This is a genomic window from Synechococcus sp. CCY9201, assembly GCF_034931105.1.
Lineage (GTDB): Bacteria > Cyanobacteriota > Cyanobacteriia > PCC-6307 > Cyanobiaceae > CBW1002.
In genome coordinates, this window is sequence record NZ_JAYGIC010000024.1 from 1 (window position 1) to 14,171 (window position 14,171).

Annotated in this window: 12 protein-coding genes, 1 tRNA gene and 1 pseudogene; 8 read left to right on the forward strand and 6 right to left on the reverse strand. The window is 68.5% G+C overall.

The genetic code is table 11. The annotated features are described in order from the left end of the window. The 6 genes and pseudogenes from VB716_RS02260 to hypE form a co-directional block, all read left to right on the forward strand. Positions 1-435 (forward strand): annotated as a pseudogene (locus VB716_RS02260) (hypothetical protein); the annotation flags it as partial. Further along, positions 413-601, forward strand: a complete 189-nt coding sequence (locus tag VB716_RS02265; RefSeq protein ID WP_416238071.1) for a HypC/HybG/HupF family hydrogenase formation chaperone — start codon at positions 413-415, stop codon at positions 599-601. The pseudogene VB716_RS02260 and the gene VB716_RS02265, both read left to right, overlap by 23 nt. Next, positions 598-4,398 carry a pyruvate:ferredoxin (flavodoxin) oxidoreductase gene (gene nifJ, locus VB716_RS02270; protein ID WP_323269611.1) on the forward strand — a complete coding sequence of 1,267 codons (3,801 nt, stop codon included), beginning with the start codon at positions 598-600 and terminating at the stop codon, positions 4,396-4,398. Before VB716_RS02265 ends, nifJ begins: the two co-directional genes overlap by 4 nt. Beyond that, entirely contained in the window at positions 4,395-5,426 is a 1,032-nt protein-coding gene (locus tag VB716_RS02275; RefSeq protein WP_323269612.1) for a dihydroorotate dehydrogenase-like protein, read from the forward strand. Before nifJ ends, VB716_RS02275 begins: the two co-directional genes overlap by 4 nt. Further along, positions 5,423-6,574, forward strand: a complete 1,152-nt coding sequence (hypD, locus tag VB716_RS02280; RefSeq protein ID WP_322757472.1) for a hydrogenase formation protein HypD — start codon at positions 5,423-5,425, stop codon at positions 6,572-6,574. The genes VB716_RS02275 and hypD overlap by 4 nt, the downstream gene beginning before the upstream one ends. 5 nt (positions 6,575-6,579) lie before the next feature. Continuing rightward, positions 6,580-7,581, forward strand: a complete 1,002-nt coding sequence (gene hypE, locus VB716_RS02285; RefSeq protein WP_323269613.1) for a hydrogenase expression/formation protein HypE — start codon at positions 6,580-6,582, stop codon at positions 7,579-7,581. 118 nt (positions 7,582-7,699) lie between these two features. On the opposite strand, the gene VB716_RS02290 is transcribed toward hypE, so the two are convergent. Further along, positions 7,700-7,771 (reverse strand) — tRNA-Val (locus tag VB716_RS02290). Positions 7,772-7,939: 168 nt separating this feature from the next. Between VB716_RS02290 and VB716_RS02295 the strand changes: the two genes are divergently transcribed. Next, positions 7,940-9,463, forward strand: coding sequence for an FAD-dependent oxidoreductase (locus tag VB716_RS02295; RefSeq protein ID WP_323269614.1), 1,524 nt, complete (start codon positions 7,940-7,942; stop codon positions 9,461-9,463). Positions 9,464-9,467: 4 nt separating this feature from the next. Here the strand turns inward: VB716_RS02295 and cobM are convergent, their stop codons facing one another. From cobM to petC, 4 genes are read right to left on the reverse strand one after another with little or no spacing between them, the layout of a single operon-like run. After that, complete coding sequence (cobM, locus tag VB716_RS02300) at positions 9,468-10,232, reverse strand: precorrin-4 C(11)-methyltransferase (RefSeq protein ID WP_197153913.1); 765 nt, start codon at positions 10,230-10,232, stop codon at positions 9,468-9,470. Continuing rightward, entirely contained in the window at positions 10,229-11,077 is an 849-nt protein-coding gene (lgt, locus tag VB716_RS02305; protein ID WP_197159134.1) for a prolipoprotein diacylglyceryl transferase, read from the reverse strand. The genes cobM and lgt overlap by 4 nt, the downstream gene beginning before the upstream one ends. Positions 11,078-11,088: 11 nt before the next feature. Further along, on the reverse strand, positions 11,089-12,021 hold the full coding sequence (gene petA, locus VB716_RS02310; protein ID WP_322757470.1) for a cytochrome f: 933 nt from the start codon (positions 12,019-12,021) through the stop codon (positions 11,089-11,091). Between the two features lie 44 nt (positions 12,022-12,065). Next, complete coding sequence (petC, locus tag VB716_RS02315) at positions 12,066-12,602, reverse strand: cytochrome b6-f complex iron-sulfur subunit (protein WP_197153915.1); 537 nt, start codon at positions 12,600-12,602, stop codon at positions 12,066-12,068. A gap of 133 nt (positions 12,603-12,735) precedes the next feature. On the opposite strand from petC, the gene VB716_RS02320 reads away from it, so the two are divergent. After that, a complete protein-coding gene (locus VB716_RS02320) occupies positions 12,736-13,083 on the forward strand; it encodes a DUF3067 family protein (protein WP_231597754.1) in 348 nt (115 codons plus the stop codon). A gap of 78 nt (positions 13,084-13,161) precedes the next feature. Here the strand turns inward: VB716_RS02320 and tatC are convergent, their stop codons facing one another. Next, on the reverse strand, positions 13,162-13,944 hold the full coding sequence (gene tatC, locus VB716_RS02325; protein WP_231598273.1) for a twin-arginine translocase subunit TatC: 783 nt from the start codon (positions 13,942-13,944) through the stop codon (positions 13,162-13,164). Between the last annotated feature and the right edge of the window lie 227 nt (positions 13,945-14,171).

Sequence of the window (14,171 nt, forward strand, 5' to 3'; positions counted from 1 at the left end):
GACTGGCAGCCGCTGCTCGAGGCCCTGCTGAAGGAGCTGCCGCTCCAGGCCTGCCCTGGGGCAGGCGCCGTCCAGGCCGCCCGATTCCATCGGGCCGTGATCGCGGGGTTGGTGGCGATGGCGGAGGCGGCCGCACCCGGCTGGGGCTGCCAGCGGGTCGTGCTGGCGGGTGGATGCTTCCAGAACCGCCTGCTGCTGGAGGGGTGCCGCACCGGCCTGCGGGCCGCAGGCCTGGAGCCCTTCAGCGCAGAACTCCTGCCCAGCAACGACGGTGGCCTGGCTCTGGGTCAGCTCTGGGCCCTTTCCTGCGCCATGGCTACAACGGAATCGAAGCCGCCCCACCGCGTGCAGAACGCCCATGTGCCTGGCCCTGCCTGGTCGCATCCTCTCGATCACCCACCAGCCGCCTGCGGTGGAGCCGGCGGCGCCCCCTGATCTCTCCCGCGGCGGCGATCCGCTCTGGCGGGTGGCGGAGGTGGATTTCGGCGGGGTGCGTCAGGCCGTGAGCCTGGCCTGCCTGCCCCAGGCCCGGGTCGGCGATCAGGTGCTGGTGCATGTGGGGCTGGCCCTGAGCATCGTTGCGGAGGACGAGGAGCCATGACCCAGACCCCAGTCGCCACCAGGATCACCGTGGATGGCAACGAGGCGGTGGCACGGGTGGCCTACCGGCTCAACGAGGTGATCGCCATTTATCCGATCACGCCGGCCTCACCGATGGGCGAATGGGCCGACACCTGGGCGAATGAGAAGCGTCCCAACCTCTGGGGTGCGGTGCCCACGGTGGTGGAACTGCAGAGCGAGGCGGGAGCGGCCGGGGCGGTGCATGGGGCCCTGCAGGCCGGCGCGCTCACCACCACGTTCACGGCGTCGCAGGGGCTGTTGCTGATGATCCCCAACCTCTACAAGCTGGCGGGGGAGCTGACGCCGGTGGTGCTGCACGTTGCCGCCCGCTCCCTGGCGGCCCAGGGCCTGTCGATCTTCGGCGACCACAGCGATGTGATGGCCACCCGCGGCAGCGGCTGCGCCATCCTCTGCTCCGCCTCGGTGCAGGAAGCCGGCGACTTCGCCGCCATCGCCGCCCGCGCCAGCCTGCGCAGCCGCCTGCCGTTCCTGCATGTGTTCGACGGCTTCCGCACCTCCCATGAGATTCAGAAGATCGCCCCGATCGACGATGCCCTGCTGCGGCAGCTGATTCCCGACGACGCCATCGCCGAGCACCGGGCCCGGGCTCTCAGCCCAGACCATCCGGTGCTCCGCGGCACCAGCCAGAACCCGGACGTGTATTTCCAGGCACGCGAATCGGTGAACCGCTTCTACGACGACGCCCCGCAGCTGGTGACCGAGGCGATGGACCGGTTCGCGGCCCTCAGTGGGCGCCGCTACGTGCCCTTTGAGTATGTGGGGCCTGCCGATGCGAAGCGCGTCCTGGTGCTGATGGGATCGGGCTGCGAAACGGCCCACGAAACGCTGGAGTGGCTCAACCGCTCAGACCCTGCGGCCGGCGGGGTGGGGCTGGTCAAGGTGCGCCTGTTCCGACCCTTCGCGGCGGACACCTTCGTGGCCGCGCTGCCGGCCACGGTGAAGGCCGTGGCGGTGCTGGATCGCTGCAAGGATCCCGGCGCCAGCGGCGAGCCGCTCTACCTCGATGTGCTGGCCGCCCTGGCCGAAGCCTGGCCGCTGCTCCATCCTGATCGGCCGCCGCCACGGGTGCTGGGCGGTCGCTACGGGCTCTCCTCCAAGGAGTTCACCCCAGCGATGGTGAAGGCCGTGGTCGACCATCTGGCCCGGTTGCTGCCAGGAGGCACAGGGCTGGCGACCACTCCAGGCGTCTCTGCGGCCGGGGGAGCGGCTGCGCCGCCCGTTGATCCAACCACCGTTGATCGAACCGCAGCTGTCCTGAACCATTTCACGGTGGGCATCACCGATGACCTGACTCACCGATCCCTGCCGATCGATCCGGAGTTCGTCTGCGAAGGCACCAGCGACAGGGCCAGCAGCGAGACAGCTGATCGCGGCACAGCGAGCCGGGAGGTGCGGGCCGTGTTCTACGGCCTCGGCTCCGATGGAACGGTGGGCGCCAACAAGAGCACGATCAAGATCATCGGCGAGAGCACCGACCTCTTCGCCCAGGGCTATTTCGTCTACGACTCCAAGAAATCCGGCTCCGTCACGGTCTCGCACCTGCGCTTCGGGCCGCGGCCGATCCGCTCCACCTACCTGATCCAGCGCCCCACCCTGGTGGCCTGTCACCAGTGGGATTTCGTCGGTCGCTTCGCCCTGCTGGAGGGCATCGAGGCCGGCGGCACCGTCCTGCTGAACAGTCCGTTCGATCCGCAGGAGACCTGGCGGCGCCTGCCGGACTCCCTGCGGCGGCCGATCCGGCGGCAGGGGTTGCGGGTCTGGGTGATCGCAGCCGATCGGGTGGCGCAGGAGGCGGGCATGGGCGGCCACATCAACACCGTGATGCAGGCCTGCTTCTTCGCCCTGAGCGGAGTGCTGCCCAGGGAGGCCGCGATCGAACGGATCCGCGCCGCCATCCACAAGTCCTATGGCCGCAAGGGGGAGGCGGTGGTGGCGATGAACCTGCGCGCCCTGGACGCGGCGCTCGATCACCTGCTGCCGCTCGACTGGCAAGGCTTTGACGCCGAAGCCAGTGATGCGCAACCTGACGCCGCTCTAGCCGTCGGGGCGTCGGGCCAGGCCATGGCGGACACCCCGTCCCTGGTGGAGCGCCTCGCTGCAGCTCCCGAATTCGTGCGGCAGGTGATCGCGCCGATGCTGGAGCGCCAGGGGGACACCCTGCCCGTGAGCGCCCTCCCCTGCGACGGCACCTGGCCCGTGGGCACGGCCCGCTGGGAGAAGCGCAACATCGCCGCCGAGGTGCCGGTCTGGGAGAGCGATCTCTGTGTGCAGTGCGGCAAGTGCGTGATGGTGTGTCCCCATGCGGTGATCCGCGCCAAGGTGGTGGTGCCCGAGGCCCTGGCCGCGGCTCCGGCAGGCTTCCGCCAGGCCCCGGCCCGCGACCATGCCTTCGCTGAGCAGGCCTTCACGATCCAGGTGGGCGCGGAAGACTGCACCGGCTGCGCCCTCTGCGTGGCGGTGTGCCCGGCTCGCGACCGCAGCGAGCCCAGGCGCAAGGCGATCAACATGGCGCCGCAGCGGCCCCTGCGGCAGCAGGCGCGCCAGCACTGGGACTTCTTCCTCTCCCTGCCCGAGGTGCCGCGGCAGGGGCTCAACCTCCACAAGATCGGCCAGCAGCAGCTGCAGCAGCCCCTGTTCGAATTCTCCGGGGCCTGCGCCGGCTGCGGCGAGACCCCCTACCTCAAGCTCGCCACCCAGCTGTTCGGCGATCGCATGGTGGTGGCCAACGCCACGGGCTGCTCCTCGATCTATGGCGGCAACCTGCCCACGACCCCCTGGAGCGCCAATGCCGCCGGGCGTGGTCCGGCCTGGAGCAACTCCCTGTTCGAAGACAACGCCGAATTCGGCTTCGGCATACGGGTGGCGATCGACCAGCAACGCCGCATGGCCCTGGACCTCCTGGAGGGGCAGGTGCCACCAGCGCTGGCCGAATCCCTGCGCGAGGCCGACCAGAGCGACGAGGCCGGCATCGAGGCCCAGCGCCAACGGGTACAGGAGTTGCGGCGGCATCTGCAGCACCGCCTCGAGCGCCTCCCCGATGAAGAGCGCGCCCGTCGCCTGCTCGATCTGGCCGATGCCCTGGTGAAGCGCAGCGTCTGGCTGGTGGGGGGCGACGGCTGGGCCTACGACATCGGCTTCGGCGGTCTGGATCACGTGCTGGCCAGCGGCCGGGATGTGAACGTGCTCGTGCTGGACACGGAGGTGTACTCCAACACCGGTGGGCAGATGTCGAAGGCCACCCCCACCGGTGCGGTGGCCAAGTTCGCCGCCGGTGGCAAGGCCTCCCCCAAGAAGGATCTGGGCCTGATGGCGATGACCTACGGCAACGTCTACGTGGCCAGCGTGGCGATGGGGGCCCGCGATGAGCACACGATCCGGGCCTTCCTCGAGGCCGAGAGCTATCCCGGTCCCTCACTGCTGATCGCCTATTCCCACTGCATCGCCCACGGCATCGACATGGCCCAGGGCATGGCCCACCAGCGGGCCTTGGTGGAGGCGGGGCGCTGGCTGCTTTACCGCTACGACCCCCGCCGCAGCGAGCGGGGTGAGACGCCCCTTCAGCTCGACAGCCCCAGCCCCCGGCGGCCCCTGGCTGAGGTGATGGCCTCTGAAAACCGCTTCCGCATGCTCAGCTACAGCCAGCCGGAGCGGGCACGGCAACTGGCACGGCAGGCCCAGGCCCATGTCGATCAGCGCTGGGAGCTCTATCGAAGCCTGGCCGGCGTGGCCACAACTGAGCCGGAGGTGCAGCCATGAGCCCCGACCTGTCCACCACCTATCTCGGCCTGGAGCTGCGCAGCCCCCTGGTGGTGGGGGCGGCCCGCCCCCTCAGCGAAGATCCGGACGTGTTGCTGGCCCTGGAACGGGCCGGAGCCGGCGCGATCGTGTTGCACTCCCTCTTCCAGGAGGAGATCGAACAGCAGCAGCTCGATCTGCACCGCCACCTGCTGCTGGGCAGCGACAGCTACGGCGAAGCACTGAGCTATGTGCCGGAAGCGGCGATCAGCCATGACGGTGATGCTCTCTATCTGCGTCATCTCGACTGGGCCCGTCAGCATCTGTCGATTCCGGTGATCGCCAGCCTCAATGGCACCCACCCCGGCCGCTGGGTGGAGACCGCCCGGCGGATGGAGGCGGCGGGGGCGGCGGCGATCGAGCTGAACATCTATGCCCTGCCCACCGATCCGCTCCTCTCCAGCGCCGCCATCGAAGCCGAAGTGGAGGAAATCGTGCGGGAAGTGCGCGCCGAGGTGGGCCTGCCGCTGGCCGTGAAGCTGAGCCCCTTCTTCACCAATCTGGCCGCGATGGTGCGGCGCCTGCGCGAGGCCGGCGCCGATGGCCTGGTGCTGTTCAACCGCTTCTATCAGCCCGACATCGACATCGAGACCCTGGAGGTGCGCCCCAACCTGCTGCTCTCCACCCCCCACGATCTCCGCCTGCCGATGCGCTGGATCGCCCTGCTGCACGGCCATGAACCGCTCGATCTGGCCGGCAGCGGCGGGGTACACCGCGGCACCGATGCGGTGCGCCTGCTGATGGCGGGCGCCTGCGTCACCCAGGTGGTGGGGGCGCTGCTGCGCCATGGCCCCCAGCGCCTGTCCGGGTTGGAGGAGGAGCTGCGCCAGTGGCTGGCGGAGCACGACCATGGCTCCGTGCGCGAGCTGATCGGTTGCATGAGCCAGAGCCGTTGCCCCAACCCCAGCGAATTCGAGCGAGCTCACTACATGCTGGCGGTGCAGACCTTCCGCCCGGCCGCGGCCGCTGCGGCACCGGGGCCCTGGTGAGCACGACCGTTCCGGCAGCCGACAGGCGGTACGCCCGCTCCGCGGCTGCGGTGGAGCGCCTGGCCGCGCAACTGGCGGCCACCGCGACCCGGCCCTGGACCCTGATGGAAGTGTGCGGCGGCCAGACCCACGCCATCGTGCGCTGGGGCCTGGATCAGTTGCTGCCCGAAGGGATCCGCCTGATCCACGGTCCGGGCTGCCCGGTCTGTGTCACCCCCGCGGCCACCCTGGATGCAGCCCTGGATCTGGCGCGCCAGCCGGAGGTGATCCTCTGCTCCTACGGAGACATGCTGCGCGTTCCCGGCAGCCGCAGTGGTGATGATCTGCTGGGTGTGCGGGCCGCCGGCGGTGACGTGCGCCTGCTCACCAGCCCCCTGCAGGCCATCGCTCTGGCCCAGTCCCATCCCGATCGACTGGTGGTGTTCCTGGCGGTGGGGTTCGAGACCACCGCCCCGGCCACGGCCCTGCTGGCGCGCCAGGCCACGGCCCTGAAGCTGGCCAATCTGGCCCTGCTGCCGGCCCATGTGCGTGTGGTTCCGGCCATGGAGGCGATCCTGAGCGGACCCGACAACCAGGTGCAGGGCTTTCTGGCGGCGGGCCACGTGGGGGCGGTGATGGGCACGGCGGAGCTGCAGGGGCTGGTGCAGCGGCAGGGGGTGCCGGTGGTGATCAGCGGCTTCGAACCCGTGGAGCTGATGGCCGGCATCCTGCGCTGCGTCCAGCTGCTGGAGGCCGGCGAGAGCGCCGTGGCCAACGCCTACGGGCGAGTGGTGCAGGAAGGGGGCAATCCCGAGGCCCAGCAGCTGATCGAGGCGGTGTTTGAGGTGGTGGATCAGCCCTGGCGCGGCCTGGGGGTGATCCCGGCCGGCGGCCTGGCCCTGCGCCCGGCCTATGCCGCCCTGGAGGTGGGGCTTCACCGGCCGCAGTTGCTCGAGCAGCCCCAGCCTGCGGCGGCGCAGCAGCCGAAGGAGTCTCAGGAGCCGCAGCACCCGTCGGTCTGCATCGCCGGCCAGATCCTGCGCGGGGTGCGGCGCCCCTGCGACTGCCCCGCCTTCGGCAGCAGCTGCACCCCGGAACATCCCCTGGGTGCCCCGATGGTGTCGAGTGAAGGGGCCTGCGCCGCCTACCACCGCTACCGCCCCAACTGAGCCGGATGGAGGAGAACGCCCGGATCCGGCTGGCCCATGGGGGTGGCGGCACCCTGATGCAGCAGCTGATCGACCAGGAGCTGCGGCGCCTCTACGCCGATCCGCAGCAGCTGCTGCACGACGCCGCCAGCCTGACCCTTCCCCCGGGGCAGCTCGCCTTCACCACCGACAGCTACGTGGTGCAGCCGCTGGAGTTTCCCGGCGGCGACATCGGCTCCCTGGCGATCACCGGCACCGCCAACGACCTCGCCATGGCCGGGGCCCGTCCGCTGCACCTGAGCGTGGCATTGATTCTCGAAGAGGGGCTGCCACTCAGCCTGTTGCGGCGTGTCGTGGGCTCGATGGTGGCCGCCTCCCGTGCCTGCGGCCTCACGATCGTGACCGGCGACACCAAGGTGGTGGAGCGGGGTAAGGCGGACGGCCTGTTCATCAACACCAGCGGCATCGGCGTGGTGGAGGCGCCGCAGGCAATCCATCCCTCCCGGATTGCCGCCGGGGATCAGCTGCTGGTCAGTGGGGATCTGGGCCGGCACGGGGTGGCGATCCTCGCCGCCCGCCATGGGCTGCAGCTCGATCCTCCGGTGCTGAGCGACTGCGCTCCCCTCTGGCCGTTGGTGCAGCAGCTGCTGCAGCGGGGTGTGGGGATCCACTGCCTGCGGGATCTCACTCGCGGTGGTCTGGCCAGCGCCCTGCAGGAGCTGGCGCTGGCGGCCGGGCTGACGCTGCAGATCGAGGAGGAGCAGCTCCCGGTGATCGAGCCGGTGGCCCGCTGCTGCGACCTGCTGGGCTTCGAGCCCCTGCACCTGGCCAATGAGGGACGCTTCCTGGCCGTGGTGCCTGCGGAGAGCATTGATCGGGTGGCCCCCCTGCTGGAGACCTGGGGCGGCGGCTGGATCGGCTCGGTACTGCCCGAGCGGGGGGAGGCCCCCGTGCTGCTGCGTACCGCCTACGGCAGCAGCCGCGTGCTCAGACCGCTGAGCGGAGAACTGCTACCCAGAATCTGCTGATCGCCCGGCCGGAGAAAGTGCCGCACAATGGACTGAAAAAGTGTCGCCCAATGACATGAAAACCTGCCAGCTGATTCTGAAATCAACCAGCCAAGGGATGCTGAGTGAATCCATAAAATGGGCGATACTGGATTCGAACCAGTGACCCCTTCCGTGTGAAGGAAGTGCGCTACCGCTGTGCTAATCGCCCTTTTTGTCTGGTTCTGAGTCTGAACTCAGGCCAACCGAATGATGGTCCATCATCCCGGCGGCTGCGGAAACCGCTGCCTTGAACGGAGCTTAAACCATCACCCGTCCTGCCACGGCGGCCGAACAACCCGTCCAGGCTTCGGTTCCGGGCAAGCCCCACCCCTGCGTGGTGATCGGCGACCATGGAGGCCAGGCACTGATCGAACAACCGGCAGCAATGGTGGGAACGGGTCAGCAGGGGGCAGCGCACACGGATGTGCTGATCGTGGGCGGTGGTGTGTGCGGCACGGCGCTGCTGTTCGAGCTGGCCCGCTACACCGATCTCAACCACGTGACCCTGGTGGAACGCTATGGCCGCCTGGCCCAGGTGAATTCGCGCGCCACCAACAACAGCCAGACCATCCACTGCGGTGACATCGAGACCAACTACACCCTCGAGAAGGCTGTGCGGGTGAAGCGCACGGCCGAGATGATCGTTCACTACGCCGACCTGCTGGATCCGGCCACGCGCGAGCGCTGCGTCTTCCGCACCCCGAAGATGGTGCTTGGCGTGGGGGAGCAGGAATGCTCTTTTCTGAGGGAGCGGTTCGAGCGTTTTGCGCCCCATTTCCCGGCCATGGAATGGCTGGAGAAGGAGCAGATCGCTGAATGGGAGCCCCAGGTGGCCCGGGTGAACGGCCAGCTCAGGCCTGAGCCCCTGGGGGCGATCGGCATTCGCCGCACCTACACGGCGGTGGATTACGAGGCGCTCTCCGAGTCGTTTGTGCAGCAGGCTCAGCAGGCGGTCAGCGGCAGCGACCGCCGCCTCGATCTCCGCCTGGGCACCACGGTGGAGGCGATCGAGCCGGAGGGGGAGGGCTTCCGGGTTCGGCTGCGGGTCACGCCTGGGGCCGGAGCAGCCTCAGCATCGGCACGCCAGGTGGCGGATCCAGAGGTGGTGCAGGAGATCGTGGCCCGGCATGTGGTGGTGAATGCCGGGGCCCACAGCCTGCTGATGGCGCAACGCATGGGCTACGGGCTCGAGTACTCCTGTCTGCCGGTGGCCGGCAGCTTTTACTTCACGCCGGATCTGTTGCGCGGCAAGGTCTACACCGTGCAGAACGACAAACTGCCCTTCGCCGCCATCCACGGCGACCCGGACGTGCGGGCACCCGGCAAGACCCGGTTCGGCCCCACGGCCCTGCTGCTGCCCCTGCTGGAGCGCTACAAGCCCGCCTCCTTCTGGGAGTTCCTGCAGGTGCTGCGGCTCGACTGGGCGGTGCTGGCCGTGTTCTGGCAGCTGCTGAAGATCACCGATATCCGCAACTACATCCTCAAGAACCTGCTCTTCGAAGTGCCCTGGCTGCGGCGGCGCCTGTTCCTGGCCGATGCCCGCAAGATCGTGCCGGGCATGCAGCTGCAGGATCTCAGCTTCGCCGAGGGCTATGGCGGCGTCAGACCCCAGCTGATCAACAAGCAGGAGCGCCGCCTGATGCTCGGTGAGGCGCGGCTCGAACCGATCCCCGGGCTTGTGTTCAACGTGACGCCCTCACCGGGTGGCACCTGCTGCCTCGGCAATGCCGCCATCGACCTCGAAGCGATCGTGGCGCGGCTGGGTTGCGGCTGTGTCCGCAACCAACTGGCCCAGGAGTTGTATGGCGAGGCCACCGCAGGAGTTGCCGAGCTCGCCCCCCAGCAGCCGATCGCCAGCTGACGATTCAGGCGCCGCCGCGGAACAGGTGGTTGTGGCTGGCGGAATAGAGCTTCGAACGCGCTTCGGCCGGTGCCTTGAGGGCCGGACTCACCACATAGAGGGTGGTGCGGATCAGCTCCTTCTCCCGGCTCACGGCCGCCATGCGCTCCAGGGGCACCACCGTGAGCCACTGATCCGGCCAGCTCACCCGATAGCCGATCGCCACGGGGGTGTCGGCCGGATAGTGGCGCAACAGCTCCGCCTGCACCTCCTCCACATGGCGAGCACTCAGATAAAGGCAGAGGGAGGCCCGCAGTGCTGCGAGCCGTTCCAGGCTCTCGCGCTCCGGCACCCCCGTGCGCCCACCGGCGCGGCTGAGCACGATCGTCTGAACCAGGCCCGGAATCGTGAGTTCGCTCTGAAGAGCCGAAGCAGTGGCCTGGTAGGCACTGAGGCCAGGCACCACCTCCACACCGATGTCGGCGTCGGCGAGGCGACAGATCTGTTCGGCCAGGGCCCCATAGAGGCAGGGATCACCATCGTGGAGGCGAACCACCCGTCGGCCCTGGCGGGCTCGATCGAGCACCACCTCCATCACCTCTTCAAGCGTGAGGGTGCTGGTCCGGATCCGTTCGCAGGTCGCGGGGGCCAGGGCCGCGATCTGGGGATTGACCAGGGAATCGGTCCAGACCAGCACGTCGGCCTGCTCGAGCAGCCGGGCCGCCCGCAGGGTGAGCAGATCAGGGGCACCGGGTCCGGCACCGACGATCCACACCGGATGTTCACTCATGGCTGGGACGACACGCCGGAAGGATCGGGCAGGGATCTGTGGCGACCGTAGAGCCACCAGAGGCCGAGGCCGCCCAGAGCGATCAGCAGCAGGCTCATCAGCTGGGCCATGCGCAGACCACCGCTGCAGAAGGGGGGCTGAGAGAACAGGCAGAGCGGATCGAGGCGCAGCCCTTCGATCCAGATGCGGCCGCTGCTGTAGGCCATCAGGTAGATGCAGCTCAGGGCGCCAGCCGGGAGGGCGATGCGACCGCGGCTGCCGCTGCGGAAGAGCAGGAGCAGCAGCGCACAGACCCCCAGATTCCAGATGGATTCATAGAGAAAGGTGGGATGAAAGCCGGTGCGCTCCAGAAATTCCACCGGACGATGGGCCAGGGGGATGTAGAGCTTCCAGGGAAGGTCGGTGGGCAGGCCGAAGGCTTCGGAATTGAAGAAGTTGCCCCAGCGTCCGATCGCCTGGCCCAGGGCCACCGAAGGCACCAGCACATCGAGCAGGCTCCAGAAAGGCAGCGCCCGCCAGCGGCAGAAGAGGATCGTGGTGAGAACACCGCCGATCAGGGCACCGTGGATGGCGATGCCGCCACGCCAGATCGCCAGGGCTTCCAGGGGGTTGTCCTGAAACTGGCGCCACTCCAGGCTCACGTAATAGAGGCGGGCCCCCAGCACCGCCCCGAGCACGAGCAGGGGCAGCAGGTCGGCCACGAGGCTGGGATCAATGCCGCGTCTGCGGGCCAGCCGGCTGGAGAGCAGCAGGCCCACCAGCACCGCCAGGGCGATCAGCAGGCCATACCAGCGCAGCGCAAAAGGGCCCAGCTGGAAGACCAGGGGCCCAGGAGACGTGAACAGGGCAAAGGGCATCAGACGCCTTCGGCGGCCTGCACCTTCTCAATCTGGCGCTTCTTCAGCACCAGCATGATCTGGGCCAGGGCCACTGAGGCGAAGAAGGCGAGCAGGCCATAGATGCGCACGGGATCCTGCAGCACGATCTCGGTATCGATCTGACCGAAGCCGCCCACATTTGGGTCGTTGGAGATCGGGGCACCGGCTTCGACCGCATCACCCACCGCCACGATCAGGCTGGGGCCGGCGGGCACGGTGTCGCTCACGGTGGTGCCATCGGCGGTGGTGATCTCCACCACAGTGCCGCCACCATCGGCCGGGGTGATGGCGCTCACCTGGCCAGCCACGGAGGCCGTATAGACCGTGTTGTTCGACTTCTCACCGGTGGGATAGACCTGGCCGCGACCGCGATTGCCACCCACGTGGATCGAATACTTGCCGAAGTGAATGCTGCTGTCAGCAGCAGGATCGGGCGAGAGGATCGGGAAGACGATCTCCTGATGCTGATCACCAGGCAATGGACCCACCAGCAGGATGTTGGGCTGGTCGTCGCTGTACTGGGTGTAGTAAATGCCGGCCGTTTCTTCCTTGAGTTCCTCGGTCAGACGATCCTGAGGCGCCAGGGTGAAACCATCCGGCAGCATCACCACGGCACCCACGTTGAGCCCGGCGGGGCTGCCATCACCGGAGACCTGCTGCACTGCAGTGTCGTACGGGATCTCGACCACCGCCTTGAAGACGGTGTCCGGCATCACCGCCTGAGGCACCTCAATCCGGGTGGCCTTCTTGGCGAGATGGCAGTTGGCACAGACCAGCTTGCCCGTGGCTTCGCGGGGGCTGGCGTAGTTCTGCTGGGCCCAGAAGGGATAGGCCCAGCTGGGGGCTGCGGCGCTGATGAGCACACCGCAGGCCAGGACAGAGCCGAGCAGAAGGGAAACGAGGCGGCGCATGGGAGAGAGGGCGGCTGGACGGGCGGAGAGGAAAGGGATGCGGCTCAGACCCACCAGGGCTTCTCACCCGTGCGGAAATCGGTGTCGGTCCACTGGCTGAGGAACACGGTGTCGTTCTCGACCGACACGTTCGCCAGGGCCAGGGACAGGGGCGCCGGACCGCGCACCACCTTGCCGGTGGCGTCGTACTGGCTGCCGTGGCAGGGGCACATGAACTTATTGGCGCCGCTGTTCCAGGGCACCACGCAGCCGAGGTGGGTGCAGATCGCGTTGATGCCGTAGCTGCCGATCGCGTCGGCACCTTCAACGATCAGATAGGTGGGATCGCCCTTGAGGCCTTGCACCAGGCTTCGATCTCCCTCCTTGTGGGTGTCCAGCCAGCCCGTGGCCGTCACGGTGTTGCCGAGCTCATCCTTGGCCGTGGTGCCGCCACCACTGCCAGCGGCCCGGGGAGGGATGAAATAGTTCACCACCGGATAGAGAGCCCCGAGAGCCACCCCGGTGAGCGAACCGAAGGTGAGCAGGTTCATGAACTGCCGACGACCCATTCCGGGCACATCGCTCGCAGGCATCTGGGTCATGCGGGGCTGACGGTCGTCGGGACCGAGGCAACGTGGCGCCCATTATGAACCTTGCCCAGCCCGGCACGTCCGCCACCGGGGGGGCCAGGCCAGGCTGGCTGCAACATGCTGTCGTGGAGTTCGCGCTGCACCTGTGTCCGAATCCGGCGCCGCCGGCCGCCAAGGCCCCCTCTCCGTTGAGGAAGTGGTGGGGATTCTGCGGCGCCGCTGGCAAGCCTCCTACGACCTCCAACTGGTGCAGCGACGCGGCCGTCTCTACCTGCAGGTGATGTGGGCCTATCTCGAGCAGCAGTCGTTTCCGCTCAGCGCCGAGGAGTATGCCGATCGGATCGAGGAGCTGGTGGGCGCCCTGAACGGCATGGGAGTGGCCGAGCAGGTTCGCAGCTGGCTCAGCAGCACCGGCGATCGCCCCCGCCTCGGCAAGGCGATGCATCTGGCCCTGGAACTCCCGCCCGCACGGGCCAGCGAATTCCTGCTCTGAGCGATGAGCCGTTGCTGCAGCGGCAGCGGCACGTGGCAGCAGTCAGAGGAATCGATCCAGAGGCACTGGCCCGTGGCCTCAGCCAGTTGCAGCCGGAGCGGCAGGCCGCACCCGCTCAGCCAGGGCCACCAGGGCCACACCGACCAGGTAGAGGGCTGTGATCGCGCCGCTGAGCAGCAGCATTGTGAACGGATCCGTGGACGGCGTCAGCACGGCTCCGGCAATGGCCGCGACCAGCAGCACCCAGCGCCAGCCCGCCAGCATCACCTTGGCCCGGATCAGGCCGAGGGCGCCCAGCAGCAGCTGCAGCACCGGCAACTGGAAGGCCAGGGCTGTGGCCACCATCAGCAACAGGACAAAGTCCAGATAGCGCTCGATCGACCAGAGCGGCTCGACCACATCCGCGCCGTAGTTCACCAGGAAGCGCAGTGCGGCTGGCACCAGGGCCCACCAGGCAAAGGCGAGACCGGCGACGAACAAGACCGCCGATCCCGCCACCGCCGGGGCCACCAGTTGCCGTTCCCGCCGGGTCAGGCCAGGCAGCACGAACCCGAGAATCTCGTAGAGCACATAGGGAAGGGCCAGGCTGAGGCCGGCGTAGCCCGCCACCTTCAGGGAGACGAACAGAAACTCTCCCGGCGCCAGCTGCAGGAAGCGGATGCCCTGCGCCGGAACCTCCAGCAACCTGACCAACGGACGCACCACCACCAGGCAGCCCGCCGCCGCAATCGCCACCGCCAGCAGGCTGCGCAGAACGCGGTTGCGCAGCTCGTCGAGATGCTCCATCAGGGTCATCTCCACTTCCCCTGGAAAGGCATCAGCCCCGTCAACAGACCCGGTCTCAGCACCGCTGTCGGCCATCCCCTGATCGGAGAGGGCGCTCGACGCTGCAGGGATGCGAATCGGCGCTGGTGGTCCTGTACAAACGGGTGAACCGGAGGGTGTTTCCGGTGCCGTGGTGGGGGTGTCGGTGTCGCTCATGGTCCAGGCTCCCGAGCCAGGCTAGGGGGATCGGCCGTGGGCTCGCCCTCTGGGGCGTCGCTGTCCGCTGCCCGCTGCGCGAGCCAGGCGGCCGCCCGGGCGGGCTC

Coding starts and splice junctions, on each gene's coding strand:
- nifJ (WP_323269611.1), top strand. CDS start 598: ATGACCCAGACCCCAGTCGCCACCAGGATCACCGTGGATGGCAACGAG.
- cobM (WP_197153913.1), bottom strand. CDS start 10,232: ATGAGTGAACATCCGGTGTGGATCGTCGGTGCCGGACCCGGTGCCCCT.
- tatC (WP_231598273.1), bottom strand. CDS start 13,944: ATGGCCGACAGCGGTGCTGAGACCGGGTCTGTTGACGGGGCTGATGCC.
- petA (WP_322757470.1), bottom strand. CDS start 12,021: ATGCGCCGCCTCGTTTCCCTTCTGCTCGGCTCTGTCCTGGCCTGCGGT.
- VB716_RS02275 (WP_323269612.1), top strand. CDS start 4,395: ATGAGCCCCGACCTGTCCACCACCTATCTCGGCCTGGAGCTGCGCAGC.
- hypE (WP_323269613.1), top strand. CDS start 6,580: ATGGAGGAGAACGCCCGGATCCGGCTGGCCCATGGGGGTGGCGGCACC.
- petC (WP_197153915.1), bottom strand. CDS start 12,602: ATGACCCAGATGCCTGCGAGCGATGTGCCCGGAATGGGTCGTCGGCAG.